This window comes from Aquirufa sp. A-Brett2-15D (assembly GCF_054558735.1).
In genome coordinates, this window is record NZ_JBSKFT010000001.1 from 497679 (window position 1) to 523295 (window position 25617).

The 25617-nt window shown below is 41.3% G+C and carries 23 protein-coding genes and 2 tRNA genes; 12 read left to right on the forward strand and 13 right to left on the reverse strand.

From position 1 onward, the window contains the following. The first annotated feature begins 65 nt into the window (after positions 1 to 65). From ACST14_RS02260 to ACST14_RS02275, 4 genes are read left to right on the forward strand one after another with little or no spacing between them, the layout of a single operon-like run. Positions 66 to 1373: a glycoside hydrolase family 30 protein gene (locus ACST14_RS02260; protein WP_459460140.1), complete on the forward strand. Its 1308-nt coding sequence runs from the start codon at positions 66 to 68 to the stop codon at positions 1371 to 1373. Beyond that, a complete protein-coding gene (locus ACST14_RS02265; RefSeq protein WP_459460141.1) occupies positions 1370 to 2734 on the forward strand; it encodes a Gfo/Idh/MocA family oxidoreductase in 1365 nt (454 codons plus the stop codon). The genes ACST14_RS02260 and ACST14_RS02265 overlap by 4 nt, the downstream gene beginning before the upstream one ends. Continuing rightward, entirely contained in the window at positions 2734 to 5196 is a 2463-nt protein-coding gene (locus ACST14_RS02270; RefSeq protein ID WP_459460142.1) for a PIG-L family deacetylase, read from the forward strand. Before ACST14_RS02265 ends, ACST14_RS02270 begins: the two co-directional genes overlap by 1 nt. Beyond that, a complete protein-coding gene (locus ACST14_RS02275) occupies positions 5196 to 7256 on the forward strand; it encodes a penicillin acylase family protein (protein ID WP_459460143.1) in 2061 nt (686 codons plus the stop codon). The genes ACST14_RS02270 and ACST14_RS02275 overlap by 1 nt, the downstream gene beginning before the upstream one ends. Here ACST14_RS02275 and ACST14_RS02280 read toward each other — a convergent pair whose 3' ends face one another. The 4 genes from ACST14_RS02280 to ACST14_RS02295 are packed head-to-tail and all read right to left on the reverse strand — an operon-like array spanning position 7257 to position 11049. Further along, positions 7257 to 8111, reverse strand: a complete 855-nt coding sequence (locus ACST14_RS02280) for a 3-hydroxyacyl-CoA dehydrogenase (RefSeq protein WP_459460144.1) — start codon at positions 8109 to 8111, stop codon at positions 7257 to 7259. Beyond that, positions 8108 to 9097 carry a phosphotransferase family protein gene (locus tag ACST14_RS02285; RefSeq protein ID WP_459460145.1) on the reverse strand — a complete coding sequence of 330 codons (990 nt, stop codon included), beginning with the start codon at positions 9095 to 9097 and terminating at the stop codon, positions 8108 to 8110. The genes ACST14_RS02280 and ACST14_RS02285 overlap by 4 nt, the downstream gene beginning before the upstream one ends. Further along, on the reverse strand, positions 9097 to 10287 hold the full coding sequence (locus tag ACST14_RS02290; protein ID WP_459460147.1) for an acyl-CoA dehydrogenase family protein: 1191 nt from the start codon (positions 10285 to 10287) through the stop codon (positions 9097 to 9099). The genes ACST14_RS02285 and ACST14_RS02290 overlap by 1 nt, the downstream gene beginning before the upstream one ends. A gap of 3 nt (positions 10288 to 10290) precedes the next feature. Then, positions 10291 to 11049, reverse strand: coding sequence for a glucose 1-dehydrogenase (locus ACST14_RS02295; protein ID WP_459460149.1), 759 nt, complete (start codon positions 11047 to 11049; stop codon positions 10291 to 10293). A 74-nt stretch (positions 11050 to 11123) separates the two neighbouring features. Between ACST14_RS02295 and ACST14_RS02300 the strand changes: the two genes are divergently transcribed. After that, entirely contained in the window at positions 11124 to 12080 is a 957-nt protein-coding gene (locus ACST14_RS02300; protein WP_459460151.1) for a zinc-dependent alcohol dehydrogenase family protein, read from the forward strand. Here ACST14_RS02300 and ACST14_RS02305 read toward each other — a convergent pair. Beyond that, a complete protein-coding gene (locus ACST14_RS02305; RefSeq protein ID WP_459460153.1) occupies positions 12069 to 12422 on the reverse strand; it encodes a hypothetical protein in 354 nt (117 codons plus the stop codon). The two genes, ACST14_RS02300 and ACST14_RS02305, sit on opposite strands and share 12 nt — an antisense overlap. Before the next feature lie 55 nt (positions 12423 to 12477). Here ACST14_RS02305 and ACST14_RS02310 point away from each other — a divergent pair, with 55 nt between their 5' ends. The 3 genes from ACST14_RS02310 to ACST14_RS02320 all read left to right on the forward strand — a co-directional run bounded on the left by ACST14_RS02310 (position 12478) and on the right by ACST14_RS02320 (position 16513). Beyond that, positions 12478 to 13665 carry a helix-turn-helix domain-containing protein gene (locus ACST14_RS02310; RefSeq protein WP_459460155.1) on the forward strand — a complete coding sequence of 396 codons (1188 nt, stop codon included), beginning with the start codon at positions 12478 to 12480 and terminating at the stop codon, positions 13663 to 13665. 104 nt (positions 13666 to 13769) lie between these two features. Beyond that, a complete protein-coding gene (locus ACST14_RS02315; RefSeq protein WP_459460157.1) occupies positions 13770 to 14285 on the forward strand; it encodes a T9SS type A sorting domain-containing protein in 516 nt (171 codons plus the stop codon). Continuing rightward, positions 14285 to 16513, forward strand: coding sequence for an Lcl C-terminal domain-containing protein (locus ACST14_RS02320; RefSeq protein ID WP_459460159.1), 2229 nt, complete (start codon positions 14285 to 14287; stop codon positions 16511 to 16513). Before ACST14_RS02315 ends, ACST14_RS02320 begins: the two co-directional genes overlap by 1 nt. A 30-nt stretch (positions 16514 to 16543) precedes the next feature. On the opposite strand, the gene ACST14_RS02325 is transcribed toward ACST14_RS02320, so the two are convergent. Then, complete coding sequence (locus ACST14_RS02325) at positions 16544 to 17356, reverse strand: ThuA domain-containing protein (protein ID WP_459460161.1); 813 nt, start codon at positions 17354 to 17356, stop codon at positions 16544 to 16546. After that, on the reverse strand, positions 17353 to 18726 hold the full coding sequence (locus ACST14_RS02330) for a M20/M25/M40 family metallo-hydrolase (RefSeq protein ID WP_459460163.1): 1374 nt from the start codon (positions 18724 to 18726) through the stop codon (positions 17353 to 17355). The genes ACST14_RS02325 and ACST14_RS02330 overlap by 4 nt, the downstream gene beginning before the upstream one ends. A 197-nt stretch (positions 18727 to 18923) precedes the next feature. Here ACST14_RS02330 and ACST14_RS02335 point away from each other — a divergent pair, with 197 nt between their 5' ends. Beyond that, positions 18924 to 19640, forward strand: a complete 717-nt coding sequence (locus tag ACST14_RS02335; protein ID WP_459460165.1) for a DUF4197 domain-containing protein — start codon at positions 18924 to 18926, stop codon at positions 19638 to 19640. Positions 19641 to 19931: 291 nt separating this feature from the next. Here ACST14_RS02335 and ACST14_RS02340 read toward each other — a convergent pair whose 3' ends face one another. From ACST14_RS02340 to ACST14_RS02350, 3 genes are all read right to left on the reverse strand, one after another. After that, positions 19932 to 20414, reverse strand: a complete 483-nt coding sequence (locus ACST14_RS02340; protein WP_459460167.1) for a DUF3237 domain-containing protein — start codon at positions 20412 to 20414, stop codon at positions 19932 to 19934. A 131-nt stretch (positions 20415 to 20545) separates the two neighbouring features. Beyond that, positions 20546 to 21625 carry an HNH endonuclease domain-containing protein gene (locus tag ACST14_RS02345; protein ID WP_459460169.1) on the reverse strand — a complete coding sequence of 360 codons (1080 nt, stop codon included), beginning with the start codon at positions 21623 to 21625 and terminating at the stop codon, positions 20546 to 20548. A gap of 79 nt (positions 21626 to 21704) precedes the next feature. After that, a tRNA-Lys gene (locus tag ACST14_RS02350) sits at positions 21705 to 21777 on the reverse strand. Between the two features lie 137 nt (positions 21778 to 21914). Here ACST14_RS02350 and ACST14_RS02355 point away from each other — a divergent pair. Beyond that, on the forward strand, positions 21915 to 22652 hold the full coding sequence (locus ACST14_RS02355; protein WP_459460171.1) for an SH3 domain-containing protein: 738 nt from the start codon (positions 21915 to 21917) through the stop codon (positions 22650 to 22652). On the opposite strand, the gene holA is transcribed toward ACST14_RS02355, so the two are convergent. Further along, the gene (gene holA / locus ACST14_RS02360; protein ID WP_459460174.1) at positions 22649 to 23695 is read right to left on the reverse strand and encodes a DNA polymerase III subunit delta; all 1047 of its coding nucleotides are present in this window, start codon (positions 23693 to 23695) and stop codon (positions 22649 to 22651) included. The genes ACST14_RS02355 and holA overlap by 4 nt on opposite strands. A 92-nt stretch (positions 23696 to 23787) precedes the next feature. Between holA and ACST14_RS02365 the strand changes: the two genes are divergently transcribed. After that, on the forward strand, positions 23788 to 24306 hold the full coding sequence (locus ACST14_RS02365; protein ID WP_459460176.1) for an FKBP-type peptidyl-prolyl cis-trans isomerase: 519 nt from the start codon (positions 23788 to 23790) through the stop codon (positions 24304 to 24306). Between the two features lie 206 nt (positions 24307 to 24512). Here the strand turns inward: ACST14_RS02365 and ACST14_RS02370 are convergent, their stop codons facing one another. Both ACST14_RS02370 and ACST14_RS02375 read right to left on the reverse strand, forming a co-directional pair. After that, positions 24513 to 24971 carry a deoxycytidylate deaminase gene (locus ACST14_RS02370; RefSeq protein WP_459460178.1) on the reverse strand — a complete coding sequence of 153 codons (459 nt, stop codon included), beginning with the start codon at positions 24969 to 24971 and terminating at the stop codon, positions 24513 to 24515. Positions 24972 to 25004: 33 nt separating this feature from the next. Beyond that, a tRNA-Met gene (locus ACST14_RS02375) sits at positions 25005 to 25078 on the reverse strand. Positions 25079 to 25213: 135 nt separating this feature from the next. On the opposite strand from ACST14_RS02375, the gene ACST14_RS02380 reads away from it, so the two are divergent. Further along, on the forward strand, positions 25214 to 25606 hold the full coding sequence (locus tag ACST14_RS02380; RefSeq protein WP_459460180.1) for an START-like domain-containing protein: 393 nt from the start codon (positions 25214 to 25216) through the stop codon (positions 25604 to 25606). Positions 25607 to 25617 lie beyond the last annotated feature (11 nt).

A 25617-nucleotide genomic window follows, 5' to 3' on the forward strand; every position in this document is an offset into this window, starting at 1 on the left:
CGCTCCTCAAAAAGGCGGTTTATTTTTTTTGTAAATATTCGATACCTTTAAGGAAATTTAAACCTATGAAAAAACTATTGCTGCTAGTAGGCTTGCCATTTTTTTGTTTTTCACAAACAGAGATATTCCTCAGCTTACCTAAGCAGAAATCCTTTTTTCAAAAGACCGAAAATCTGTACTCCGATTTCAATGGTGCAAAGATTCAAGTTCATCCTGAGCAACAATTCCAAAGCATCGATGGATTCGGTTTCACCTTAACGGGTGGAAGCGCTCAATTGATTCAACAATTAGAACCATCGAAAAGAGCTGCTTTATTACAGGATTTATTTGGTAAGGACGGTATCTCTGTTTTGAGAATAGGCGTGGGGGCTACCGATTTAGATGCCTCCGTTTTTTCCTATGAAGACAAACCGAGGAAATTCAGTTTAGAACCCTCCAAAAATGATTTAATACCCGTCTTGCAACAAATATTGGCCATTAGTCCGGCGATTAAAATCATGGCGACACCTTGGTCTCCTCCGATTTGGATGAAGGATAATGGGGAAAGTAAAGGTGGATCACTTTTGGAAAAACACTACCAGACCTACGCCATTTATTTAGCCAAATACATCCAGGCCATGGCAAAAGAGGGAATTCCCATCTGGGCGCTAACTCCCCAAAACGAGCCGCTTCATCCAGGCAATAATCCGAGTATGTTGATGACTTCTGAAATGCAGACTAAATTTATTAAAACGGCTTTGGGACCTGTATTTCAAAAACAACACATCACGACTAAAATCATCGTTTACGACCATAATTGCGACCACCCTGAATATGCGATCGGTTTATTACATGATGCAGAGGCTAGAAAATACGTGAGTGGTTCTGCCTTTCATTTATACAATGGCGATATTTCTGCCCTCAGTAAAGTGAAAGCAGCACACCCAGATAAAGATTTGTATTTTACAGAACAATGGACCGGCTATAAAGGTGATTTTACAGGGGACTTTATGTGGCATGTAAAAAATGTCATTTTGGGCGCCGTTAATAATCATGCAAAAACAGCCATTGAATGGAATTTAGCAAATGATTCGACCTTTGGACCACATACTCCCGGAGGTTGCACCGAATGCTTAGGAGCTTTAACCATCTCAGGTCAGGACATCGTAAAAAATCAATCTTATTATATTGTAATGCAGGCGGCACGATTTGTGCCAGCAGGCTCCATACGTTTAGGCATAGTGGTGCCTGAAGGTATTCAAGCGGCTGCATTTAAACGTCCGGATGGAAAAATAGCCATCATCGTTCAAAATGAGGGTCGCAAGAAAAATATCACTATTGAAAAACTAAACCTAGAAATACCAGCTGAATCAGTTATAACGATCGTACTATGAAAAACTTCAACATTAACCGCAGACATTTTATGAAAGGGGCTTCAGCCGCTTTGGCTATGTCCACTTTTGGCGCATACGGATTGGATTTAGTGAATCCTGCGCGTCCTTACCGGGTAGCCTTAATCGGTACCGGATGGTATGGAAAAAGCGATTTATTCCGATTAATGCAGGTTACGCCAGTAGAAGTCGTGGCATTATGTGATCCCGATCGCCGTCAATTAACAGAAGCAGGGAAACTAGTAGCAGCTAGACAGACCTCTCGGAAAACACCCAAATTATATGGCGATTACCGTCAATTACTAAAAGAAAATGAAGTAGATATCGCCATAGTGGGAAGCCCGGATCATTGGCATGCCCTTCAAATGATAGATGCGGTTAAGGCGGGGGCACACGTTTATGTTCAAAAGCCCATTTCAGTTGATATTTTAGAAGGGGAGGCGATGGTAGCTGCGGCCCGAAAATATGGAAAAACAGTTCAGGTAGGTACACAGAGAAAGAGTACACCTCATTTGATTCAAGCGAAGAAGGAAATTATCGATAAAGGACTTTTGGGTAAAATAGCCCACGTGGAAATGTATTGTTATTATCAAATGCGAAATAACGGAAATCCCCCTGTGCAGGCGGTTCCGGACTATTTCGACTATGAAATGTGGACGGGTCCCGCACCTTTACGTCCTTACGATGGCTTGCCTCATACGCGCTGGTGGAGAACTTTTGAGGAATATGGAAATGGAATTATGGGCGATATGTGCATTCACATGTTCGATACAGCCCGCTGGTTGCTCGATTTAGGTTGGCCTAATCGCGTAAGTTCAGAGGGAGGTATATATGTCCAAAAAGAAGGCAAATCCAACATAGCTGACACACAAACAGCCGTTTTTGAATACAATGGTTTGAATTGCGTTTGGCAACACAGAACCTGGGGAACTCCTCCAGACCCTGAATATCCTTGGGGTTTAACCATTTACGGAGAAAAAGGAACGCTTCGAATGAGCACTATGAAATATGATTTCACGCCTACAGATTCGAAAGCAGAAAAATTACATATGGATGTAGTGTATGAGAAAGAGAAATATCCAGAAGATTTAAAAGAAGACCGCATCGAATTAAATGCAGCACCAGCAACAAGAGGACACATGCTTGATTTCTTAGCGGCCATCGATAAAGGTTCGAAACCCATTGCAGACATCTCAGAGGGACATATTTCTACGGCATCCTGTATTTTAGCCAACCTATCCATGAAATTAGGGCGTCCTCTTTCGTATGATCCTGGTACAAAAACTGTCTTAAACGATCCTGAAGCAACGGCCTTACTCGCTAGAAATTACCGTGGACCTTGGAACCGAAACATGTTAAACTAATGAAAAAACTGCTTTTTCTCGCCTTATTGGCCTTTCCAGCACTATCTCAACAACAAAACGCCGCTCAACTAGGCGAAGGCTTGAAGAAATTACGAGTTTTAGGCTCTGTTCTGCACGTAGCAGCTCACCCGGATGACGAGAGTACGCACATGTTAACCTGGTTTGCCCAGCAGCAACATTGGGAGACTAACTATTTTGCTTGTACGCGGGGAGATGGTGGCCAAAATCTAATCGGAGACGAACAAGGCGTACCACTAGGATTGATTAGAACGCAAGAATTGCTGGCGGCGAGGCGCATCGACGGAGCGAATCAATATTTTTCACGTGCGTTTGATTTTGGCTATTCAAAGTCGACTGATGAGGCTTTAGGGTTTTGGGATAAAAATTTAATTCTATCTGATTTAGTGTGGGTGATCCGTAAAACACGCCCAGATATCATATTTACTCGTTTTCCGCCAGATGCTAGAGCAGGGCATGGGCACCATTCGGCCTCAGCGGCCTTAGCAATCGAGGCTTATAAGGCGGCAGCTGATCCTGCTATGTTCCCGGAGCAATTGAAGCAGGGGGTGGATGTTTGGCAGGCTAAGCGTCTTTTATGGAATACCTTTCGTTTCCCTGGTTCAAGCGGAAATTCAACTATCAGTGATTCTCAATTTAAGGTAGACATAGGTGATTTCTTGCCCTTTTTAGGCCAAAGCACAGGTGAATTAGCGGCCTACAGCAGAAGTCAACACAAATCACAGGGTTTTGGATTTGCAGTAGACCGTGGAAGAAGCACGGAATATTTCGCTACACTAGGAGGGGATGCTCCTAAAGAATTTTTGTGGGACGGAGTAGATGCGACTTGGAATCGCGTAAATCCGAGTATCGATGCGCTAATAACGCCTATTATTACACAATACAATCCCACGAAACCTTACGAAAGTATTTCGGCATTGATTGGACTAAAAAAGTCCATAAAAGCACTTCCTACAAGCACTTGGACTCAGAAGAAAATAGCAGAAATCGATGCCTGGGTGGTTCAGGCAGCTGGTATTTACCTAGGAGCAACGACGACACAAGGAATCATTGCCACAGGCGAAAAACTGAACATTAAGACCGAATTTATCGTGCGTGCACCTATATCGGTGGAGAATGTATCTGTTTCATTCGCAGGACAAGACACCACATTTGCAGGCAAACTACAGCCCTACAAAAAATACCCTTTACAACGCAGTATCACGGCCTCCACGGCCATCACACAACCCTATTGGATTCTGCAAACAAAATCCACCGGACACTTTAATGTGACTGACCAACAAAAAATAGGTCAGGCGAAAGTGGATCCAGCTTACATGGCCTCCGCGAAATTCACTATTCAAGGGGAAGAATTTAAAGTAGAAAGACCCGTTCAAGAATTGATCGTAGATCCGGTAAAAGGGGAAATCCTGTCACCTATCACCGTCAGCCCTAAAACGGTCTTTGCCTTAAGCTCCAACGTCGTTTTATTACCGAAGGGAAGTAAAGCCACTAAAACCATCCAAATCGCCATCACGGCGATGGCGGCATTAAAGCCCGGAACGATTGACGTAAAAACAGGTGGAACCTCCATAGCCCTAATTCCTCTAAAAGAGGGAATGAAAGCTGGCGAGAAGCGTGAATGGCCTATTTCATTCACAGAAGCGAGCCTAAAAGAAGGGAAGCTAACCTCTAATTTGCAATTGCATATCACCTCTGGAAATGATCGCTGGGTAGATTCTTTGGAAATACAAACCATCGAATATGCGCATATTCCTACGCAACGCTACTTCTCACCGGTAAATTTGAGCTTATTGCATATTGACTTTGTGAAGAAAGGCAATCGCTTAGGTTATATCAAAGGTGCTGGTGATAAAGTTCCCGAGGGAATAAAACAAATGGGGTATGAGGTAGACTTTTTATCAGAGAAGGATTTGACCGCTGTAAACTTAAAGCAATACGATGTGGTAATGACAGGGGTAAGAGCCTATAATACCAATGACTATTGGGCAAATACATACCCAGAAATCATGAAATACATCGAAAACGGGGGTAATTATGTGGTTCAATACAATACGGCCAGTTTCTTAGGACCGATGAAGTCGAGCATGTCGCCTTATCCATTACAAGTGACACGTAACCGGATTACGAAAGAAGAAGCAAAGCCAAATTTTCTTCTACCTAATCACGCGCTCCTAAACAGCCCAAATAAAATCACTGAAAAAGATTTCAACGATTGGATTCAGGAACGCAGTATTTATACGGCCGAAACAAATGATTCACACTTTGAGTTTCCTTTAGGATTCTCTGATCCTACTGAAACAGAAAACAAAGGGAACATCGCCGTGACTAAATACGGAAAAGGACAATTCATTTACACCGGACTTGTGTTCTTCCGCGAAATACCAGCCGGTGTTCCTGGCGCTTACCGCTTATTAGCTAACCTACTTGCAAAACCTGAATAATGAAATTAAAACTAGTAGCTGCTCTTTGTCTATTTACTTTTTTAGCAAACGCACAGCAACCCATCATCCGCCAAGATAAAATTACCATTGCCCGCGATAATTACGGTATACCCCATATTTTCGCTCCCACGGATCCGGAAGTAGCTTATGGCTTAGCTTACGCACATTCAGAGGATGATTTTAAAACAATTCAAACGCTTATTCTAACAGGAAAAGGAAAGCTAGGAACCTATCTAGGTAAGAAAGGAGCTCCAGTCGATTTCGTGTTTGGTTTATTGAATACGCGTAAAGTAGTCGATGAGCAGATTAAGTCGATGGATCCAAAGTTCTTGCAATTAGTGCAAGGATATTTAATGGGTCTGGAAGCTTATGGTAAAGCACATCCATCAGAGGTGTTGAATAAACACATATTTCCGATTGCTATCGAAGATTACATCGCTACCACGATGTTTTCTGTGGCTATTTTCTGTGGTGTAGATAAGACATTGCCTAAGATCCTCGATGGTTCCATTCCCACACTGCCTGGCTTTACGGGAGAAGGTAGCAACGCCTTTGCCATTAAGAGCTCGAAATCTGCTACTGGCGAGCCGATGTTAGTCATTAATGCGCATCAGCCCATTGAAGGAGCTACAGCATTCTATGAAGCTCATGTACAGAGTGAGGAGGGTTGGAATATTTTAGGTGGTCTATTTCCCGGAGGTCCTTTGATCTTTCACGGGGTGACACCTAATTTAGCTTGGGCTCATACGGTGAACTTTCAAGATAAAATCGATGTCTATCAGTTACAGACGGACAAAGCTCATCCAGGCCAGTACAAGGTGGATGGAGAATGGTTGACTTTAACCAAAAGAAAAATCAAATTAAGCATTAAAGGAATTCCTTTCCCCGTATCTAAAATGGCTTACGAATCGATCTATGGCCCTACGGTGAAATCTCCAAAAGGTGACTACTTCTCCATACGCTTACCATCTCTCATGGATGCGGGTGCCTTGCAACAATGGTACGCGATGAATCGCTCCACGAATTTCACGGAATTCAAGGCGGCGCTGAACCAGAACCATTTGCCTATGTTTAACATCATGTACGCAGACAAGGAGGATAATATCTTTTATATCTCGAATGGAAAGATGCCGTATCGTAATCCTAAATACAACTGGGCCTCTACACTACCGGGTAATACGCGGGAGACGCTTTGGGAAAAATTCAAACCACTCGATGCTTTACCTCAACATTTGAATCCGGCAGCTGGCTATCTATTTAATACGAATCACTCGCCCTTTATGGCTACCGCGGTGAATGAAAACCTGAATCCAGCTAATTTCGATAAATACGATGGTTACGAGACCTATCATAATAACCGTTCTCAGCGTGCTAAAGACCTCATCGACACCTACGACAAAATAGGTTGGGAGGATTTAAAGCGCATTAAGTTCGATCGCCAATTGCCGGCGAAGATTATATATCCGTATGGTTATGATGCATCCGTTTTATTCACGTTAGATCCGGCAAAATATCCTGCTGTCGCGACCATCATCAAGGGACTAAAAGAGTGGAATCACGTCACGAACAGCGAAAGTATCGGTGCTTTGTATTATAACATCGTGTATTACGGTGCGTCTAAAATTAGGCATACTGGTTCTAAAGAACCTTTTACCGAGGCAGAGGCTGTTGAAATAGTTCAATATGCTCAAGATTTCCTAATGAAGCATTACGGCCGATTAGACGTGACACTGGGGGAGTTTCAGCGTCTGAAAAGGGGAGACCAAGATTGGCCGCAAGCTGGTATGCCGGATGTGTTAGCGGCGGTGATGTCGGAACCTATGGGTGAGTCACAACGTAAAATGATTTCTGGCGATGCCTATATCGGTTTTGTGAAGTTTCCAAAAGGCGGTGGTTTGCCGCTGATTGAGACGGTGAATACTTTTGGGGCTAGTTCTCATCCAGAATCAAAACACTTTGCTGATCAACGCGAACTGTACCAGGCACAGAAAACAAAGCGGATGACTTTAGATAAAGACGAAGTGTTAAAGAACGCCGAGAAAATCTACCATCCTGAATAGTTAGACTATAAAATCAGGGTCTTTATACGCAGGGGCAGGGTATTTATAAAATCCTTCCCCTGTTTTTTCTCCTAGCCTTCCTGCATCGATATAAGTCTTCAGTAAGGCCGCAAAGGCCTTTGAACCCGCATCTTGTTGATTATGGGTCACGTGCCAGGCCGTATCTAATCCGATACTATCTAGTATTCCAAAAGGCCCCATCGGCATATGAAAATTCACCATCCAGGATTTATCAATGTCCTCGATACTCGCCACTTCTTTGGTTCTTAACTTACCAGCAGCTCCTATCACCGCCATCAGCATAAAATTGAATACATAACCTGGATTCTCCTTACGCACAATAACGGGTACTTGTTTTAAAGCCCTACCAAAATCTTCTAATAATGTCACCACTTCTTCCGAAGTACCCGAGTGCGGCATGATATCCACTACCTTCGAATAAAACACATCGTGAAAATGGAACGCACAAAATAGGGACGGGCGATCTACCACATCAACAAGCTGAGAAGGCAATAAATACGAGGTATTTGTGGTAAAAATGGTTTTAGCCGGTGCTAGAGCAGAAAATTGCGCCCAAACCTGACGTTTCAAAGGCAATTCCTCCGTCACAGACTCCGAGATAATATCAGCGTCTGCTACTGCCTCCGCCGGATCCGTTGTGAATTGAATAATCGCAATCACCTCCTCACTTAAAGAAAGCATTCGAAGGATCTTTGACATCACTTTTTTGGACGATTCCAAAGCCTCCCCATTTATATCATATACCGTTACCTGAAATCCAGACATAGCAGCCTGAAGTGCAATTCTTGTTCCTAATGTCCCTGCACCTAAGATGCATACCTTGTTGATTTTCATAGTTGACCTGTTTGAATACATGCTGTCGCTTTTCGGCCCGCTGCCTCCACGACTTGATTTAAAACACTGAATCGAGGGTCTTTGGAATAGCCTAAACTAAAGCGCTGGTAGATCTGCTGCGCAATCGTGGCTACCTTACAAAGCCCAAATACATAATAAAACCCAAAATCGCTCAAATCGCGTCCTGTCCTGGAAGCGTAATAGTCTACTAACTCCCGACGAGTAAAGTTACCAGGCACATACGACAGATTAAACATCTTCAAGATATCTTCATCCTCCGCCTCCGCCCAATAGGCTAAAGTTGTTCCCAAGTCCATCAATGGATCACCCACCGTCGCCATCTCCCAATCCAAAACAGCCTGCACTTCTCCTGTGGCAGAAATGACCAGGTTATCATATTTGAAATCATTGTGAATAAAGGCTACATCCGACTCTATCGGAATCGACACAAAAAGCCATTCAAAGGCCTTTTCAATCAGTGGAACCTCCGAGGTCTTCGCCTTTTGAAAACGTTCGGCCCAACCTTGCACTTGACGTAAGGCATAACCTTCCGGTTTTCCCAGGGCGCCTAAACCAGAATCGTTTAATTCTAGTGAGTGTAATTCGATCAAGACATCTAGCGCAGACTGTGAAAGTTGTCGAAAAAATGCCTCAGTTGCCTCCTCAGGCGGACGATTCCGAATGATCATTCCTTCCACCTTTTCCATGAGGAAAAAGGGAGCTCCGATGATAGATTCATCTTCACAACAAGAAATGGGATGTGGCATTTTGGTATAACCTGCCTTTTCTAAAGCTTGAAGCACGCGAAACTCGCGAATCATATCGTGAGCTTTGGCAATCTTCAATCCATGTGGCGGTCTACGTAAGACATACGTTTCACCGGGAACACTAACCTGATAAGTCAGATTCGAAAATCCACCCGGAAAAGCAGTAATCTCTATGGAGTCAACACCTAAATAAGCCGGCAATTTTTCAAAGCCCTCCATTAGCCTCTACGGGATTTAAGAATACTTTTCGCTAACACGGTCTTGTGCACCTCATCCGGCCCATCATAGATTCGAGCCCCACGTTCGTGGCGGTACCAAAACGATAAGAGCGTATCATCCGTAATTCCCAAACCGCCATGCACTTGAATCGCCCGATCTACAACCTTCATTAATACATCGGAGACGAAGAACTTAATCGTCGAAATATCTTCTTTTGCGGCCTTAGCGCCGTCTTTTTCAATCTTATGTGCCGTATTCAACACTAATAGGCGAGAGGCCTTGATTTCGGCGGCACTTTCGGCGATCCAGTTTTGGATGGTCTGTTGCATTGCAAGTGAATGACCCGGGTTTAACTCCCGCTCAATCGCGCGGTCGCACATCATACCCAAAGCCCGCTCACAAATACCGATCCAACGCATACAATGGTGAATACGTCCCGGTCCTAAGCGCACTTGAGCTAATTGAAAGCCGGAACCTTCTTCGCCTATCAAATGAGACACCGGCACCCGGCAATTCACAAACTCCACCTCACTATGGGAAAGATAATCTTCGCCTTCATCGCCCATAATGGAAATATTACGAATCAATCGATAGCCGGGTGTATCTAAAGGAACTAGAATCATACTTGCCCGAGCATACTTGTTTTCATCTGAAGGATTAGTCACCGCCATGACAATCGTAAAGGAAGCCCCATCCGCAGAAGAGGTAAACCATTTATGCCCATTAATGACATATTCATCTCCCTCCCGAACGGCGGTAGTAGACATATGCACCGGATTACTTCCCGCGTGTTCTGGCTCTGTCATGGCGAAACAAGAACGGATCTCTCCGCGTTCTAGAGGACGCAAATATTTCTCTTGCAAATAAAGTGACGCAAATTGATGCATCAGTTCCATATTACCTATGTCAGGCGCATTGCAGTTAAATACGTAATGGCCCAAAGGACTCGTGCCTAACACCTCAGAGATCGAAGCGAATTCTACGAGACTCAATCCTAAACCACCGTGTGATACGGGCAGGTGAGGGGTGAACAAGCCTTCTTCTTTTGCTTTAGCACGCAGTGCACGTAATTGAGGCAAATGAGCCCTAAATGAACCATAAATGGCTCCTTGTTCCAATGGAATAATATATTTTTCGAGAAACTCTCGGTAGCGTGGAACTAACTCTAAAGCTTTATCTGATTCAAACATACATTAAATGGTTAAGCCGCCATCAGCGGTAATGACTGCGCCGGTCGTGTAGGAAGCTCCTGGTGCGGCAAGGTATAATGCGGTAGCACCGATTTCCTCGGGCGTGCCTATGCGTTTAATTGGTAATTGACGAAGCGTATGTTGAAGGATTTTATCATTGGACCAAAGCGCCTCCGAAAACTTCGTCTTAATCAAGCCCGGACAAATGGCATTCACGCGTATATTGAAGTCGCCCCATTCTTTGGCAAAAGCCTTCGTCATCGAAATCAGCGCTGCCTTACTCACACTATAGATACCCAGACCTGGCTCAGGCGAAATACCACCCACGGAACTGATATTAATCACAGAGGCATTTGCAGATTTCTGCAAATGAGGTAAACACAAACGCATTAACTCGAATGGAGCTTTCAGGTTCACATTCATAATCTTATCAAATGCATCCAGCGTAGTATCGTGAATAGGGCCAAAAGTCGGATTCGTCGCCGCGTTATTCACTAAAATGTCAATTTGACCATACGTAGCAATCGTCGCCGAAACTAAGTGAGCTAGCTGATCCATCTTTCCCACGTGACAGGCAATACCCGTCGCTTCATATCCTTTATCCCGTAATTCCTGGGCTAATAGATCTAAAGCCGCCTGATCCCGACTACTAATGACCACCTTCGCTCCAGCCTCCGCAAAAAATTCGGCAATACTGAAACCAATACCTTTACTAGCCCCTGTAATCAAGGCTACTTGATTCTTCAATGAAAATGCTTGCATATTCTAATCTATTTTTAAACAATTTAAAGATTAATTGTGGTAATTTACGCATACAATAGCTGAAAAAATTCCCTATGAAACAAGTCGTATTCTACGAAACCGGATTACCAGAAAATGTCCTTCAATTAGAAGAAATCGAAACGCCAACTCCAGCTAAAGGAGAGGCTCTCATTCGCATCACAGCGCGGAATATAAATCCCTCAGATGTCATGTTTGTGCAGGGCTTATATGGTATCACCCCTAAATTACCTAGTAGCGCTGGTTTTGAGGCAGCGGGTGTAGTGGAGGAATCAGCTAAATTCCCTGCGGGAACTCGCGTGCTATTTACCTCTATCGGTACTTGGAAAGAGTATACCTGTGTTCCTGACGCAGGATTGATCCCCATTCCGGAAGGGATGTCTGATGAGGTGGCTTGTCAGGCCTTTGTGAATCCGGTGACCGCTTATGGTATGTTAGAAACATCCGGTTTAGGCAAAGGTGGAACGTTGTTAATTACAGCTGGGGCCTCGGCTTGGGGTAAAGTAGTCATTCAGTTAGCTGCGATGCGGGGCATTCACGTCATCGCTACGGTGAGACGACAAGATCAGAAGCAGACCTTATTGGATTTAGGCGCTACGGCCGTTGTGGATGTAGCGACTGAGAATGTAACTAAGAAGGTGAAAGAAATTTTTCCAGATGGAATCGATTATGTATTTGATGCGGTAGGAGGGGATCAGGGGGCCAAAGCCTTGACTTGCCTGAAACCAGGTGGAAAGATGCTTGTTTTTGGCCTATTAAGCCTCGAACCGATTCCGTTGAATTCTGGACTATTAATCTTTAAAAACCTAAGCGTCGAAGGCTGGTGGTTGAGCTCTTGGTGGGAAAAACTAGGCAATGAAGGAATTCAAAAGGCCATCAAGGAGGTTTTCACCCATCTCTTAAAGCAAGACGTTAAGGTAGATATTCAAGCTACGTATCCTTTAGCTCAATTCAAAGAGGCTTTAATCGCCTATCAGAAAGAAGGCCGAACAGGAAAAATTTTATTGGTGTAAGGAATCCAGCTCAGCGGGCTGGTCATCAGGTTCGTGGGTATTTCGGCCATCGGTCGGAATACCATCACCTACTACTTCGTAAGATAGCTTATCTCCTGCGACAATTACCTCTAAATTATAGATAAAGGTACCATCAGGTTCTTTCGTTTTAAGTACCCCGGTAAAGAGTGAATCGCTCTTTTGAATAAGGGAAACATCGAGAACACTGACGCCCGTAACTTGCTCTTTTTGAAGATTTTGCAACCATAATGCACGAACTTCTCCCTCGATTTCGGTGGAGGATTTATCACATGAATTTAGGACGAACAGGGTGGCAAAAGCCACTAATAATACTCTAATCATGGTGCAAAAATGGGGATTTTTCGTGAAAAAAGGAAAATTAAACTACATTTGATTTATGTTTGATTTACTGGATTTTATGGATGCTGGAATACTCTGTGGATTACTCACCGTGTATATATTGCTAATCAAGAAAAATGCCCTTCGTTCCTACTCGGATTTTGTATTGTCTGCCTCTATTTTATGCCAAATCTGGACAGTATTACTTTTCCTTTTTGTTTTCTCTGGTTCGATACAGCAGTTTCCCTTTTTGTATAGAACGGCAGCACCGCTTACTTTTTTATTACCCCCCTTAAGCTATCTGTACGTTAGGAGTGTGTTGTACAATGAGAAAAAATGGCAACGATACGATTATTTACATCTATTACCATTCCTTTTCTTTTTGATTAACTACTTACCCTTTTTCTTGAGTCCACTAGAATACAAATTGGAAATTGTAACGAAGACGATTCAAGACAAAAACTTTGGCATAGAAAAGCAATTAGGTTATTTACCTGAAAATGTATTTTACCTATTTAGACCTATACAAGCTGTCCTCTATTTGATTTTCCAGTGGCGGCTTATTCTATCATTTAATCGAAATAACCCCAATCAAACCATTACAGACCAAATCAAACGTGTTACCCGCTGGCTAAGTATATTCACCATTGCATCCACCGGGTTCCTTGCTGCCTTTTTCACTGTGATTGTCCTTTATTTTACACAAGAAAATTTATTTACAAGCTCGGAGCTTACGCTTATCCCTAATACGATCTTAGGGATATCCCATTTTGTGGTCTTCACTTATTTATTGATTAATCCACAGGTATTGAATGGTTTACCTTTCATCCGATATAAAGAGACTCCTTCAAGTATAATAGATAATGAAACGGTTAAAGTTCCATTTATTCTTGAAAATTATTCGAAAGAGGTAAAAAAACTGGAGAAATATTTCCAAACGCAAAAAACCTATTTGCAACCTAATTTAGCCATTAGTCAAGTGGCAGTGGAAACACAAATCCCCAATCGAGATCTGTCTTATATTATCAATAATTATTACCAAAAGCGCTTCAATGATTATTTAAATGAAATGCGCTTGCAGCATTTTTTATTTCAAATTGATGCGAACACCTTAGACAGCTTAACCATAGAAGCCATCGCTTTTGACTCCGGTTTTTCCTCTAAAAGTTCCTTTTACCGCGCTTTCAATCGCTTCTATTCATGTACTCCATCAGAGTACCTAGAAACCATAAATAAAGCTAATTAAGCTGTTTATTTGTTTCATCTTCCGAAGATGGGAGTCCTATAAAATTTATTGGACTCACAAGCTTATCCTTATATCGTAGATTTATTTTTTGTTCTACGATACACATGGTTCGAATAATCTTTCTGTTCCTTTTATTGGTTTGCATTCGTGGTTCCGCTCAAAGCATCAGCCCCATTTCAGTCAATAGCGGTGGTGCTCAAACAAAAAATAGTTTTTCCTTAGATTATAGCATAGGGGAGTCGGCATCCATTGCTTTCTTTCAAAATAGTTCTCAAGTCAGTTTAAGTACTGGTTTTCATCAAACCTTTACTCCCTTAATCACTGGCATTATTAATCAAATCTTCGAAGAAGGAGATGGACTTACCCTTTCACCTAACCCAGCTACCGATTATGTTAGACTGAATGGGGCCTTATCTAAACCTGGATTCTACGAGTTTCACCTCATTGATATTCAAGGTCAAATTTTAGAAACTTACCTATCCACTTATTATATCAATTACCTCGAAAAGAAAATAAACATCTCCCATTTACAAGGAGGTACCTATTTCGTTCGTCTGATCTATTCGTCTCCAGACGGATTTAAACAAGCTATATCATTCAAATTCATTAAAATAAACTAATGAAAAAATCACTTACGTTCATCTTCTTATTCGTTTCTGTCATTGCATTTTCCCAAAACAACGGAATCAATTTCCAAGGTGTAGGTAGAAACTCCTCCGGTGTAGTTTTGGCAAATACTAAAATCAGCCTCCGTTTCTCTGTCATTCAAAGCTCCGAAACCGGAACGGTGGAATACGTGGAATCAAAAGAAGTCACCACCAATGCCCAAGGCATTTTCTCTGTGGTCATAGGTGACGGAACACAAATCTCGAAAACTGGAAACTTCAGTGACATCAACTGGAAAATCAATCCAAAATTCCTGAAGGTCGAAATGGATCCCGCTGGAGAAACCAGCTTCGTGGCCATGGGAACCACTCGATTACAATCCGTTCCCTTTGCCTACTACGCAAATGGCGTAAATGCAGACAACGTAGACGGCGTTTTATCTGCGTCCAAAGGTGGAACTGGCGTTGCCTCCATTTCCGCCTTAAAAACAGCTTTAGCTATTGATCAAATCAACAATACGTCTGATTTATCGAAGCCCATTAGTACGGCGACGCAGGCGGCTTTAGATACGAAAGTGTCTACATCCACATTTTCAACTACGTTAGCGGCTAAAGCCAATGTATCTGATCTAGATTTGAAAGCGAATATTGCTGATGTTGCACTTAAAGCGAACGCGACTGATTTGGCTTTTAAAGCACCCATTGATTCACCTACATTCACTGGAACGGTTGCTGGAATTACGAAGGCGATGGTGGGATTAGGCTCAGTGGATAATACGTCAGATTTAACCAAACCTATCAGCACGGCCGCCCAAACGGCTTTAGATACGAAGGTTTCAACTTTGACTTTTTCAACGACTATCGCTACGAAAGAAAATTCCGCTAACAAATCATCTGCCATAGATTTAGGAGGAATAAACCCCAGTGATGTTTTATTCCCAACACAAAAAGCAGTAAAAACCTATGTGGATGGTCAAATAAATTCTGGAGGAGTTGCTGATGGAGGTATAACAACTATTAAAATTGCAGATGGTGCAGTAACAAATGAAAAAGTTGCTGACGGATCGATTAGTTGGAGGAAATTAAATATTGCAAAAGGGGACATTGTAGGTTTAGGATTTGCTGGAGATGAAGAGATAATTATTTATCAGGCAGGGCAAGGCTTAACCCAAACGACTACATCAATTCCGAATGGCCGAAGAACTGGTTCACCTTTAGTCACAACAACTTTTGATGTTATGCCTATAAATGAATCATTGATACTTGATGGTGCTGTTTCTGATGTAAAAATAGCAACAGGTGTAAGTAAATCAAAAGTAGGACTGAGTAATGTGGAAAATACGGCTTTAAGTACTTGGACAGGAAGTAATTATTTAACGACTCTTGGCACTATAAATAGCGGCACATGGAGTGGAACTGCAATTAATTATTCAAAATTAAATTTAATAGGTTCAATTGTTTCTAGTGATATTTCAAGCTCCGCTGCTATAAATTATTCAAAATTAAATTTAACAAACTCTATAGTCAGTGGCGACTTAACATCTGCAGCGATAACGACAAGTAAATTAGCGGATGGCGCAATAACTAATAGCAAAATATCAGAACCTATCTCAGTAGTAAATGGCGGGACTGGTACATCAACTTTAGTTACTAACAGCGTGATTATTGGTAATGGAACAAGTACAGTACAGTTTGTTGCGCCAGGGAATACAGGTAATGTTTTAACATCTAATGGTGCCTCATGGATTTCAAGTCCCCCTTCAAACTCAAATACTTATTCATTAGGTTTAAATTCTACGTTGGGCGGTATAGTATTTTATTTAACCCCTGATAACAAACATGGATTAGTCGTTGAAGAAATGGACCAATGTACATCCTGCACGTTTCTTGAAGCAGAGAATGTCATTAGTAATCCTACTAACCACTCAACCAACGGCAAAAACTTTACAGACTGGCGTTTACCAACTGTTTATGAGTTACTTCTGATAAACAATACGGTGGGCTATAAAGCGCCATCTACTTTTTATAATATTGCGAATTTTAATGGCGGTGCAAATAGAACTCCATATGCTTACTCTTCCTATTGGAGTTCTACGAAATACACTGATAATGGTAATGATGCTGAAGGTGGATTAACAGGAACAAAAAGTAAAAGTTATTATTTCGATACTAGCACATCTCAATATTTATCTAATTTATTAAATACTAATTTAGTACAAATAAGATCAATCCGCTCTTTTTAAAATTCACAAAATCGATCAGTAGGATTAAAACTAAAACCTCAACTCATCATCTCTATCCGTCGAAAAAGCCTTCGAGTAATCGATCGCCTTCACTTGGCCAACGATGTAATTAATACCTTGTAACAAGTGATTCAAGTACGTGAGTTCTTGGTAGTTTTCTTTCGCATGACCTAGCGTGGTGACCCAAATGTGTCCACCTTGGAAGTTTTGGGTCCAAACAGCTGGAAAATAGTCGCCGTAAACGCCTTTGTGTTTTGTGATGAGGTCTTTTTGAGACTGGTCTAGCGTTCTGACATCGTGCATCATCAAAGTTTGGATACCAGGGTATAGTTCAAAGCCAAAATAGCATTCGTCATCTTTAGTCCATTTTAATGGGACACCTTTTAAGGATGGGTGGGATGGAGCGATGTTGATGACCGAGAAGGGCTGGAATTTTGCGTGCCAGGAGAAGGTTTCGCCTACCATCGATTTGAACCAGCTCCATTTGCGTTCTGTGCCTGTAACGGAGTGTACGCCTACGAATCCGCCACCGGCTTCGATATAGCGGCGGAAAGCAACGCGCTGAGCGTCTGTGTCGAATACGTCGTTGTTCGTGGAGGTGAAGATGATGACTTTGTATTTGGCCAAATTCTTTTCTTCAAAAACCTGCGGATCAGCCGACACCTCTACCTTAAAGTGATTTTCTGCCCCTAATTTTTGGACAGCCGCCACAGCAGACGAAATATTATCGTGCACATAACCTGGACCATTCTTCGTGTAGACTAATACAGAATAGGAGGTCTTTTGCGCAAAAGATGCGAATGAAGCAAAAGCAAAAAGCAGAAATAATGTCGTTAATCTCATTTTACGCCGTATTTATCAATTAAATAGATGATGGCCGCCATGTTCACGGCGCCTAAATGTAGTTCTCTTTTGTTCACGTTTTCGAACACGTCTGTCTTCGCGTGGTGAAGATCGAAATAGCGTTGGCTATCGGGGATGAGTCCAGCTAAAATCGTAGCTTTATTTACGCCAGCCATGGGAGCGATATCCGTACCACCGCCGCCTAAAGTAATTTCAGATCCATAAGGCTTTAATAGGGGAGTCCAGGCTTGGAAGCGAGCGAATTGTTCAGCAGTGGCTGAAATTCCGATCGAGCGAGGGGTGAAGCCACCTTCATCACTCTCTAAAGCAAAAATATGGTTCTCTTGTTTGATTTTTATTTGGTTTGCGTATTCCTTGCCACCACGCGCTGCATTTTCCTCGTTTGCAAATAAAACGAAACGAATCGTGCGCTTAGGCTTGTAGTTTAAGGCTTTCATGACGCGTAAAACTTCCATAGTATGTACGATGCCAGCGCCGTCGTCGTGTGCGCCTTCATTCACGTCCCAGCTGTCTAAGTGACCGCCTAAGGTGATGTATTGGTCTGGAAATTCGGATCCGCGGATTTCGGCGATCACATTGTTGTCGTCTGCATCTGGAAGGAAGAAACCGTAGGTTTGTACTTGGGCTTTGATGGTTCCTTTTTTGGCCAAAGAATACAGCATCTTCGCATCATCCGGACCTAAAGCCACCGCTGGAATCTTAGGATAAGCCTCGTCATAAGTCATGCTACCCGTATGCGGCTCGTTATCAGGCGCCGTACTTAACGAGTGAATCATGATCGCAACAGCTCCATATTTCGCAGCTTTACTCGCTCCAGAACGGCGGAAAGCACCACTCTCGCCATAGGCCTTAAACGTCTGAATCTTCGTGGGATCAAAAACACTGTGGAAATACACAATCTTGCCTTTCACCTCGTCCTTACGCTTTTCTAATTCCTCGAAACTAGCTAAGGCGATCACTTCCGCCTCAATTAATCCATTCGATCCCATTGAATTTCCTAAGGCCAAAGCCGCCAAAGGCTGCATTCTCGCTTCCCCATTCACCCCCACAATCGCCGCAAAATCTTTCCCACCTCTTTTCCAATTAGGCACCTTACAGGGCTGCAAAAACACTTTATCCGGCCCCATCGCCTCTAAACTCTTCTTTCCCCAAACCACCGCATTCTGAGCCTGTGGAGATCCGGCTAAACGCCCTCCGATCTTTTTGGTCAACTCATACAATAAGTCATAGGCCGTCCCGTTAGTCATAATCTCGTCTGACATCTTTTTGATGAAAAGACTGTCAGATGCGGTTTGCGCGCTAGAAAACAAGGGAAGCAATAGGAGAGGGAGGAAACGTAATTTCATCATAGGTTTGTAAAAATTGTTTTTAAAGATAGGGAAAAATATGGAAAATTTTCAGTGGACAGTGGACGGTAGTCAGTAGTCCGGAGGGAAAGAGTCCGGAGGGAAAATTCACCATTTACCATTCACCATTTACCATTATCTCCTCTCCATACTCTACTTTATACTTTGTGCTTTATGCTTTATTCTTTAATTTTAATGAAATGAAAAAACTACTCATACTCTTAACGCTTTGTTCTATTAATGCCAAAGCCCAATCCTTCCAAGGCCTACTCAAAAAAGCCACGGAAATTGTCTCATCAGGTGGCTCATCACTAAGTTCAGATGATATCGCAAATGGTTTAAAAGAAGCGCTAAGAATAGGCGCAGAGAAAGGGTGTACAAACCTGGCTAAACCAGACGGATTCTTTAAAAACGCTGCATTGAAAATCTTAATGCCACCTGAAGCTGCAAAAGTAGAAAGCACTCTGAGAAGCGTTGGCTTAAATCAACTAGCCGATGATTTGATCCTGAGCATGAACCGCGCCGCAGAAGATGCCTCAGCCACCGCAGCCCCCATTTTCGTGAATGCGATCAAGCAGATGTCCATCACCGATGGCATTAACATCTTGCGTGGCGACGAAATAGCAGCGACTTCCTATTTACGTTCGAAAACCACGGATCAATTAAAATCGACATTTAATCCCATCGTCAAAACCTCTTTAGACAAAGTAAACGCAACAAAATACTGGGAAAAGGCTATCACGGCCTACAATGTCATCCCATTTAGCAATAAAAAGATCAATCCAGACTTAAGCGCCTACGTAACGGAAAAGGCGATGGAAGGCATTTACAGTGAAATTGCGAAGCAGGAAAAAGATATTCGGGCGAATCCAATGGCGAGAACGAGTGATTTGTTGAAGAAGGTTTTTAATAAGTAAAATGAAAATCAAAAAACTCCTTTTTACCAGCTATCTAACTTCCTTATGTATAACCATAATCTTAGCTGGAATAGATTCGGATCCTATGGTTAGCTTTGTCAGTTTATTAACTGATATCTTTTTTATGTCCATTTTATGCTGGATTTTAATTTTTCCAATGGCGATGCTTTTGGCTAAATTTAATAGGAGAGGTGTAAAAATGAATAGTTTGTATTAAAGAAAACACCGTCAAATTGCTCTGACGGTGTTTTTACTTTTCAATAGCTAATCAGAAGGTATGCATTAAAAAAATTACAAAATTTCATAAACTTTATAGGAAACCGTTTCTCCCATTTTTACAATTGTCCCTACACCCACACTTACGGTATGATTTAAATAGGCTAATTTTTTAGAGCTTGTTTCAAAATAGGGAGTAGTTCTAAAATAATACGTTCCGTCAGCGTTTAACTTCAAATATCCCTGGTAAGTCACATAGATATTTTCACCTTCATTCGTTTGTAAAGTAACCCTTACATCTATTTTATTAGTAGTTTCATTTAACTGAAGAAACCAATCAGCCCCATCTGGTAATACTTTTCCTTTTAAATTAGGACCCTCAAAAAATCCGTCCAATACTGGATAAATGGTTCTCTTTCCGGCTAAAGTTTGTCCGACTTCTACACCAGGTTTTAGATTAAATGTTACTTCAAAAAGCAATTTACTTTTTAGTTCTTGCGCAACCGAAGGAAGGTTAAAACACAATGCACAAACAAGGCCAAACACTAATTTTTTCATGAGATTATGGATTTAATGAAACTCAAATTATAATATCTTTTTGAGACTAAAATACTTTTATGTTATTTTTTAATAATAAGTATTTACAAATAGCTTAAATCCACTATTTCTTACCTTTTAGCTTTTTCTTTTCAATTCCCCTGTGAGTAATGAGAATAATATTGAAATCCATTATTACTTGCAATGGTAATTAGAGGCTGAACCGTATTTAGTAGAGAATTATATTTTAATTCTCCCAAATCTGGTGAGAGAGGCAGATAATCTTCTAAGAATTTATTTTTCGAATCTTTCAATTTCACTATTTGAAAAGCTTCATCTTGTAATTGATAGAATGGTTTAAAATGCGTTTCAATAGATGGCAACAAATTGGATTTTCTAGAATTTTCTGATTTATCAATTGGATAGAGATTCCAAATCAAATCATGAGAAACAAATGAATAAGGAACAAAATGATCGAGTGAAAAATTCTTATTTTCTAAACTAAGCCGCTTTCCTGTGAAGATACAATCAATGGATCCACTTTCTTGGAATACTATTTTCCAGTATTTATCTGTCTGCTCCCTTAAACTGTTCCGTGCAGCATCTTTTATTAATTTATTGGGAATATCAGGCACATTTGGATTTCTTGCTTGTAAATAAAGTGACAAATTCCAATAACAAAAGTCCTTGATTAGTTTGGCGTTTGAAATTAAAAATTCAATCCAAATCGGATTAATCAATATATTGTCTTTATCCAAAGCATACAAACACTCATTTTCAAATAGTTGCGATTTAGAATAAATTCCTGTTTTGGAATTTTGAGGAAACCAAGATGATAAAAACCAATGAGGTACATTATGATCTAGCTTATTTAATAATTGCTTTGTATGCTTATTTTGGGAATATTCTAGGATTTCCTGAACGTGTAATTTTGTAGAATCAATTTTAAGACTTCGCTCTAATGTTAATAAATCATTTACTAAAGTTTGAAGTTGATCCGCCTTCCCGAAAGAAACCTTAAAATAATTAATGGTAAACCAAGAGTTACTAATCATTCTAGCAAAAATTGTCGACTTAGATATTTCAACATTTCCTTGCTCAACCAATTCAATAATGGAGATCAACCAATAAAATTTATAGGAAGCCGTTGTTCGTTTGAACACAGAAATCAACTTTTCTATACCCAATTGTTGGTGTTTTAGATTAAAAGTAGAAGATACGATTGAATTCATTCACAAATATTACTTTGCAAAGTAGCTGATAAAAACGAAAAAAGCCTCAGATTTCTCTGAGGCTTTTTAAATTTAGAAGTGATCCCGCTGGGATTCGAACCCAGGACCCATACATTAAAAGTGTATTGCTCTACCAACTGAGCTACGGAATCGTTCAAGCCGAAGCTTGTATATGTAAAATGGTTCACTCTGGAACCGAAAGGAAGTCCAACCACTGGTTGACCTTCGTTTGCAAAAGAGTAACTTTTTCCCCTTATTGCGGTGCAAAACTAGCACCCTTTTTTAAATAATGCAAGCCCTTTCTCTAAATAAAATTATATTTCTACTAGTTTTTTCTTTTGGTTTTGGCCAAACAGCTTATAGCCAAATAGATAGAAATCAACTCGCATTAGCTGATTCCTTGTTTAAAGCGAACAGACTTTTGAGCGCGGAGAAAATATACCTGTCTCATTTAAAGACCAAACCTAGAGAATCCGAAAATATCAAACTAAAACTAGCCTATATAGCGAAAGCGAAAAACGACTGGTTAAAAGAATTGTACTATTTATCCAGCATTCAAGCGACGAATGCCAGACCAGAAATTTCGAAGCGCTTAGAGGAAATAGGAGAGAAGCAGGGCTTGAATGGCTTTGAAATGAGTATTTGGGATCAAATCTACTGGCTCTACTTCAAATTCTTCCCCTGGATTTTAGGATTCCTTTTATTGATCGCACTTTATGGAGCTGGAATTTTAAGCTATTCTGTATATCAGAAAAAGACCATTCGGAGCAGTCAATTCAGCTATTTAATCATCTACATCGCCGTGATAGGCCTCTTTGCTAACTTTCCAGGATTTTTAAATTATGGAATAATCACTAAAGACAAGTCCTACATGCGCGACTTCCCCTCCTCGGCTGCACCTGTGGAGCGCCTATTAAAGAAGGGAAATAGAATTAATTATTGGTTTACCCGCGATATTTGGGTGTATAGCCTAATCGAGAACCAGCAAGGCTACGTGAAAGAGGATGATTTTTTGCCTATAAATTAGAGGTGAAGGATTTGGAAACTTAAGTCCAAAATAATCTCGCGATCTGTCTCCGCACTACCCAAAACTCCTTTAACCTTCAAATCTGAATTTTTAATCGCCTCGATGATGCGAACCACCTTTGCCAAAGGGTAATTTCGCGCCGCTGTCGTATAATCTCGCACGAAATAAGGATTTACCCCAATCAACTTAGAAATCTCTCCATCAGAGACATTACCTACGTCGTGGACCTGTAATACTTTGGAAAAGAAATTAAACAGGAGCACTAGCATGGGAGCGACTGGATTTTGCTTGGCATTTTCGGCAAAATGAAACGCAATCTTCTGTGCTTTTTCGGTATTGCGTTGGATGATCGCTTTTTGGAACTCAAAATAATTGTATTCCCGACTAATTCCGATGTATTTCTCCACCTCCGTCGAACCCACCTCTGAGCCTGCCGGCACATTTACGATTAATTTATCTGCCTCATGCGCCATGCGAGACAAATCCGCACCCACATACGAAACCATCAATTCGACGGTAGCAGGCTGAATTTTGACCCCTCTTTGGCCCAAATAATCGACTAACCAAGCCCCTAATTTATCTTCCGAAACTTTCTTCGAAGTAACAATCACCCCTTGCTTCACTAAGGCTGAAAACACCTTTGATTTATCAGAAAGCAATGATTTCACTGTCAAAACCAGCAGGGTAGAGGGCGTCGGATTCGCACAATAGTCCTCCCAAACCTTCAAATCATCATCCTTCGTCTTCGCATTCTCCTTCGCTTTCGCCATCGCTTCGATAAACGCAGCCTCCTTCACAATCACGACCTGCCGCTCCGACATCATCGGATATCGACGCGCCGTCGCAATAATAGAACCTAGACTATGATCTTTTCCAAAAAGGACAAATTGATTAAAACTCTGCTGATCCTCCGGCAAGACCTCTTTTTCAAAAGCATCCACCAGCTGATCAATCAAATAGGGCTCATCGCCATGCAACAAATAAATAGGTGCCAGCTTTTTCTGCTTGATATCCTTTAAAACCTCTTGAGCACTTTGTTGCATATGAAAAATTAGTTGAACAAAAATAGGTAAAACCAAAGGGAAGGAAAAATATCTCAAGTATTTCCCATAGATTTGCAGGCAAAAAAACAGCTATGCACCCACAAATACAACTAAATAATGTCGTATACATTTCCTACCAACTTGCTTTCCCAGACGAAGACGGGCAACCAGATGTAGTAGAAATCGTAGACGAAAAAGAACCGATGGTCTTTATTCATGGCCTTAGTGGCCTTCCAGAGGCTTTTGAACAAAATCTTTTAGGCCTTTCCATCGGAGACACCTTTGATTTCAGTATCTCTGCGGAAGATGCCTACGGAAACGTAGATCCGAATGCCATCATTGAATTACCTACCTCTATTTTTCAAGCAGAAGACCAAAACGCTGACGACATCCTTCAAATCGGAAACTTCATTCCAATGACCGACGATGAAGGAAATCGCATGCAAGGTTTAGTCGTTTCCATCGAAGGCGAAACAGTCACGATGGACTTTAATCACCCTTTGGCAGAGAAAACACTCATGTTCCAAGGAAAAATCTTAAACATCAGAGAAGCAACTCCAGATGAACTTGCCCATGGCCACGTGCATGGGGAAGGAGGAGTACAACATTAAAAGAATAAAGCACAAAGCATAAAGAATAAAGTTTGCTTCGCCTTCGGCGATGCCTTATGAAATGTTTAACATTACTATTATCATCAAAGAAGGCGCTTTTAGCGCCTTCTTTGATTCCATCTTTATTCTTTGTGCTTTATGCTTTACATCTATACTCTCTACTCTATTATCTCTAATCTCATTACATATTCAGATTTGATGCGAAGCTACAAATCTGAATATGAAACCACCTCCACCCCAAACTTCCTCAGAAAATCAACTCCCTCATCAGACGCTAAACCTTTATAGGCCGCATATGAGTTCAAGTAAATTACTTTCTTAATTTTCATGCTATAAATGATCCGAGCGCAAGAAATACAAGGGGATAAAGTCACATAAATCGTAGATCCTTCTACTGAAACACCATTTTTAGAGGCATAAAGAATCGCATTTTGCTCAGCATGCAAAGCAAGAGAACAACTTCCTTTAGAATCTCTTGGACATCCATCCTCGCCAAATTCATCATCACAATTATGCGTTCCTGCGGGTGGACCGTTATAACCAATCGAAATAATGCGGGTATCTTTTGTTAATACACAGCCCACTTGAGCGCGAGTGCAATGGGAACGAAGCGCCAGATTCTGAGCTAGTTCCATAAAAATCACATCAAACGAAGGCTTTTTCATAGGCATAAAAAAATCCCGAAAAGGGATTTCTTGTAGCGGGGAGCAGAATCGAACTGCCGACCTTTGGGTTATGAATCCAACGCTCTAACCATCTGAGCTACCCCGCCAAATTATGTCGCAAAGGTAAGCGTTCCGACCGTAGAACACAAATATTTTCACAATACTTATTAATTTTGCGCAGGATTTGGGAATTAGCCTAGAGTTAATACCTTTGTTTACAGCTATATTAAATCCCAATAATTATGTCGCAAACCACTTATACTTTTGAATATGAGATAAAAGCATCCCCTAAGGTGCTATATCCTTATTTAAGTAGTCCATCCGGATTACAACAATGGTTTGCAGACAAGGTAATTGTGCGCGGAACGCAGGAATTGCAATTTATTTGGGATAATGAAAATCATCCAGCCACGGTTCTTCCCGGGAAACCTAATAAATCGGTGAAATTTGATTTCAAAAAAGAGGATGCAGATCCAGGGAAGCACATTATTGAGATGAGCTTAGATGTGAGTGAGGTTTCCAATACTACCTATCTAACGATTATTGATGGGGCATCCAGCTTTAAATCAGAAGACGATGCACAGGAATTATGGGATTATTTAATCGATAAACTGAAAGAAATCGTCGGTAGCTAGTAATTGACAGG

Bases quoted from the DNA above. Each gene is read 5' to 3' on its own strand.
- ACST14_RS02260 (WP_459460140.1), top strand. From the start codon at position 66: ATGAAAAAACTATTGCTGCTAGTAGGCTTGCCATTTTTTTGTTTTTCA.
- ACST14_RS02265 (WP_459460141.1), top strand. From the start codon at position 1,370: ATGAAAAACTTCAACATTAACCGCAGACATTTTATGAAAGGGGCTTCA.
- ACST14_RS02270 (WP_459460142.1), top strand. From the start codon at position 2,734: ATGAAAAAACTGCTTTTTCTCGCCTTATTGGCCTTTCCAGCACTATCT.
- ACST14_RS02275 (WP_459460143.1), top strand. From the start codon at position 5,196: ATGAAATTAAAACTAGTAGCTGCTCTTTGTCTATTTACTTTTTTAGCA.
- ACST14_RS02280 (WP_459460144.1), bottom strand. From the start codon at position 8,111: ATGAAAATCAACAAGGTATGCATCTTAGGTGCAGGGACATTAGGAACA.
- ACST14_RS02285 (WP_459460145.1), bottom strand. From the start codon at position 9,097: ATGGAGGGCTTTGAAAAATTGCCGGCTTATTTAGGTGTTGACTCCATA.
- ACST14_RS02290 (WP_459460147.1), bottom strand. From the start codon at position 10,287: ATGTTTGAATCAGATAAAGCTTTAGAGTTAGTTCCACGCTACCGAGAG.
- ACST14_RS02295 (WP_459460149.1), bottom strand. From the start codon at position 11,049: ATGCAAGCATTTTCATTGAAGAATCAAGTAGCCTTGATTACAGGGGCT.
- ACST14_RS02300 (WP_459460151.1), top strand. From the start codon at position 11,124: ATGAAACAAGTCGTATTCTACGAAACCGGATTACCAGAAAATGTCCTT.
- ACST14_RS02305 (WP_459460153.1), bottom strand. From the start codon at position 12,422: ATGATTAGAGTATTATTAGTGGCTTTTGCCACCCTGTTCGTCCTAAAT.
- ACST14_RS02310 (WP_459460155.1), top strand. From the start codon at position 12,478: ATGTTTGATTTACTGGATTTTATGGATGCTGGAATACTCTGTGGATTA.
- ACST14_RS02315 (WP_459460157.1), top strand. From the start codon at position 13,770: ATGGTTCGAATAATCTTTCTGTTCCTTTTATTGGTTTGCATTCGTGGT.
- ACST14_RS02320 (WP_459460159.1), top strand. From the start codon at position 14,285: ATGAAAAAATCACTTACGTTCATCTTCTTATTCGTTTCTGTCATTGCA.
- ACST14_RS02325 (WP_459460161.1), bottom strand. From the start codon at position 17,356: ATGAGATTAACGACATTATTTCTGCTTTTTGCTTTTGCTTCATTCGCA.
- ACST14_RS02330 (WP_459460163.1), bottom strand. From the start codon at position 18,726: ATGATGAAATTACGTTTCCTCCCTCTCCTATTGCTTCCCTTGTTTTCT.
- ACST14_RS02335 (WP_459460165.1), top strand. From the start codon at position 18,924: ATGAAAAAACTACTCATACTCTTAACGCTTTGTTCTATTAATGCCAAA.
- ACST14_RS02340 (WP_459460167.1), bottom strand. From the start codon at position 20,414: ATGAAAAAATTAGTGTTTGGCCTTGTTTGTGCATTGTGTTTTAACCTT.
- ACST14_RS02345 (WP_459460169.1), bottom strand. From the start codon at position 21,625: ATGAATTCAATCGTATCTTCTACTTTTAATCTAAAACACCAACAATTG.
- ACST14_RS02355 (WP_459460171.1), top strand. From the start codon at position 21,915: ATGCAAGCCCTTTCTCTAAATAAAATTATATTTCTACTAGTTTTTTCT.
- holA (WP_459460174.1), bottom strand. From the start codon at position 23,695: ATGCAACAAAGTGCTCAAGAGGTTTTAAAGGATATCAAGCAGAAAAAG.
- ACST14_RS02365 (WP_459460176.1), top strand. From the start codon at position 23,788: ATGCACCCACAAATACAACTAAATAATGTCGTATACATTTCCTACCAA.
- ACST14_RS02370 (WP_459460178.1), bottom strand. From the start codon at position 24,971: ATGAAAAAGCCTTCGTTTGATGTGATTTTTATGGAACTAGCTCAGAAT.
- ACST14_RS02380 (WP_459460180.1), top strand. From the start codon at position 25,214: ATGTCGCAAACCACTTATACTTTTGAATATGAGATAAAAGCATCCCCT.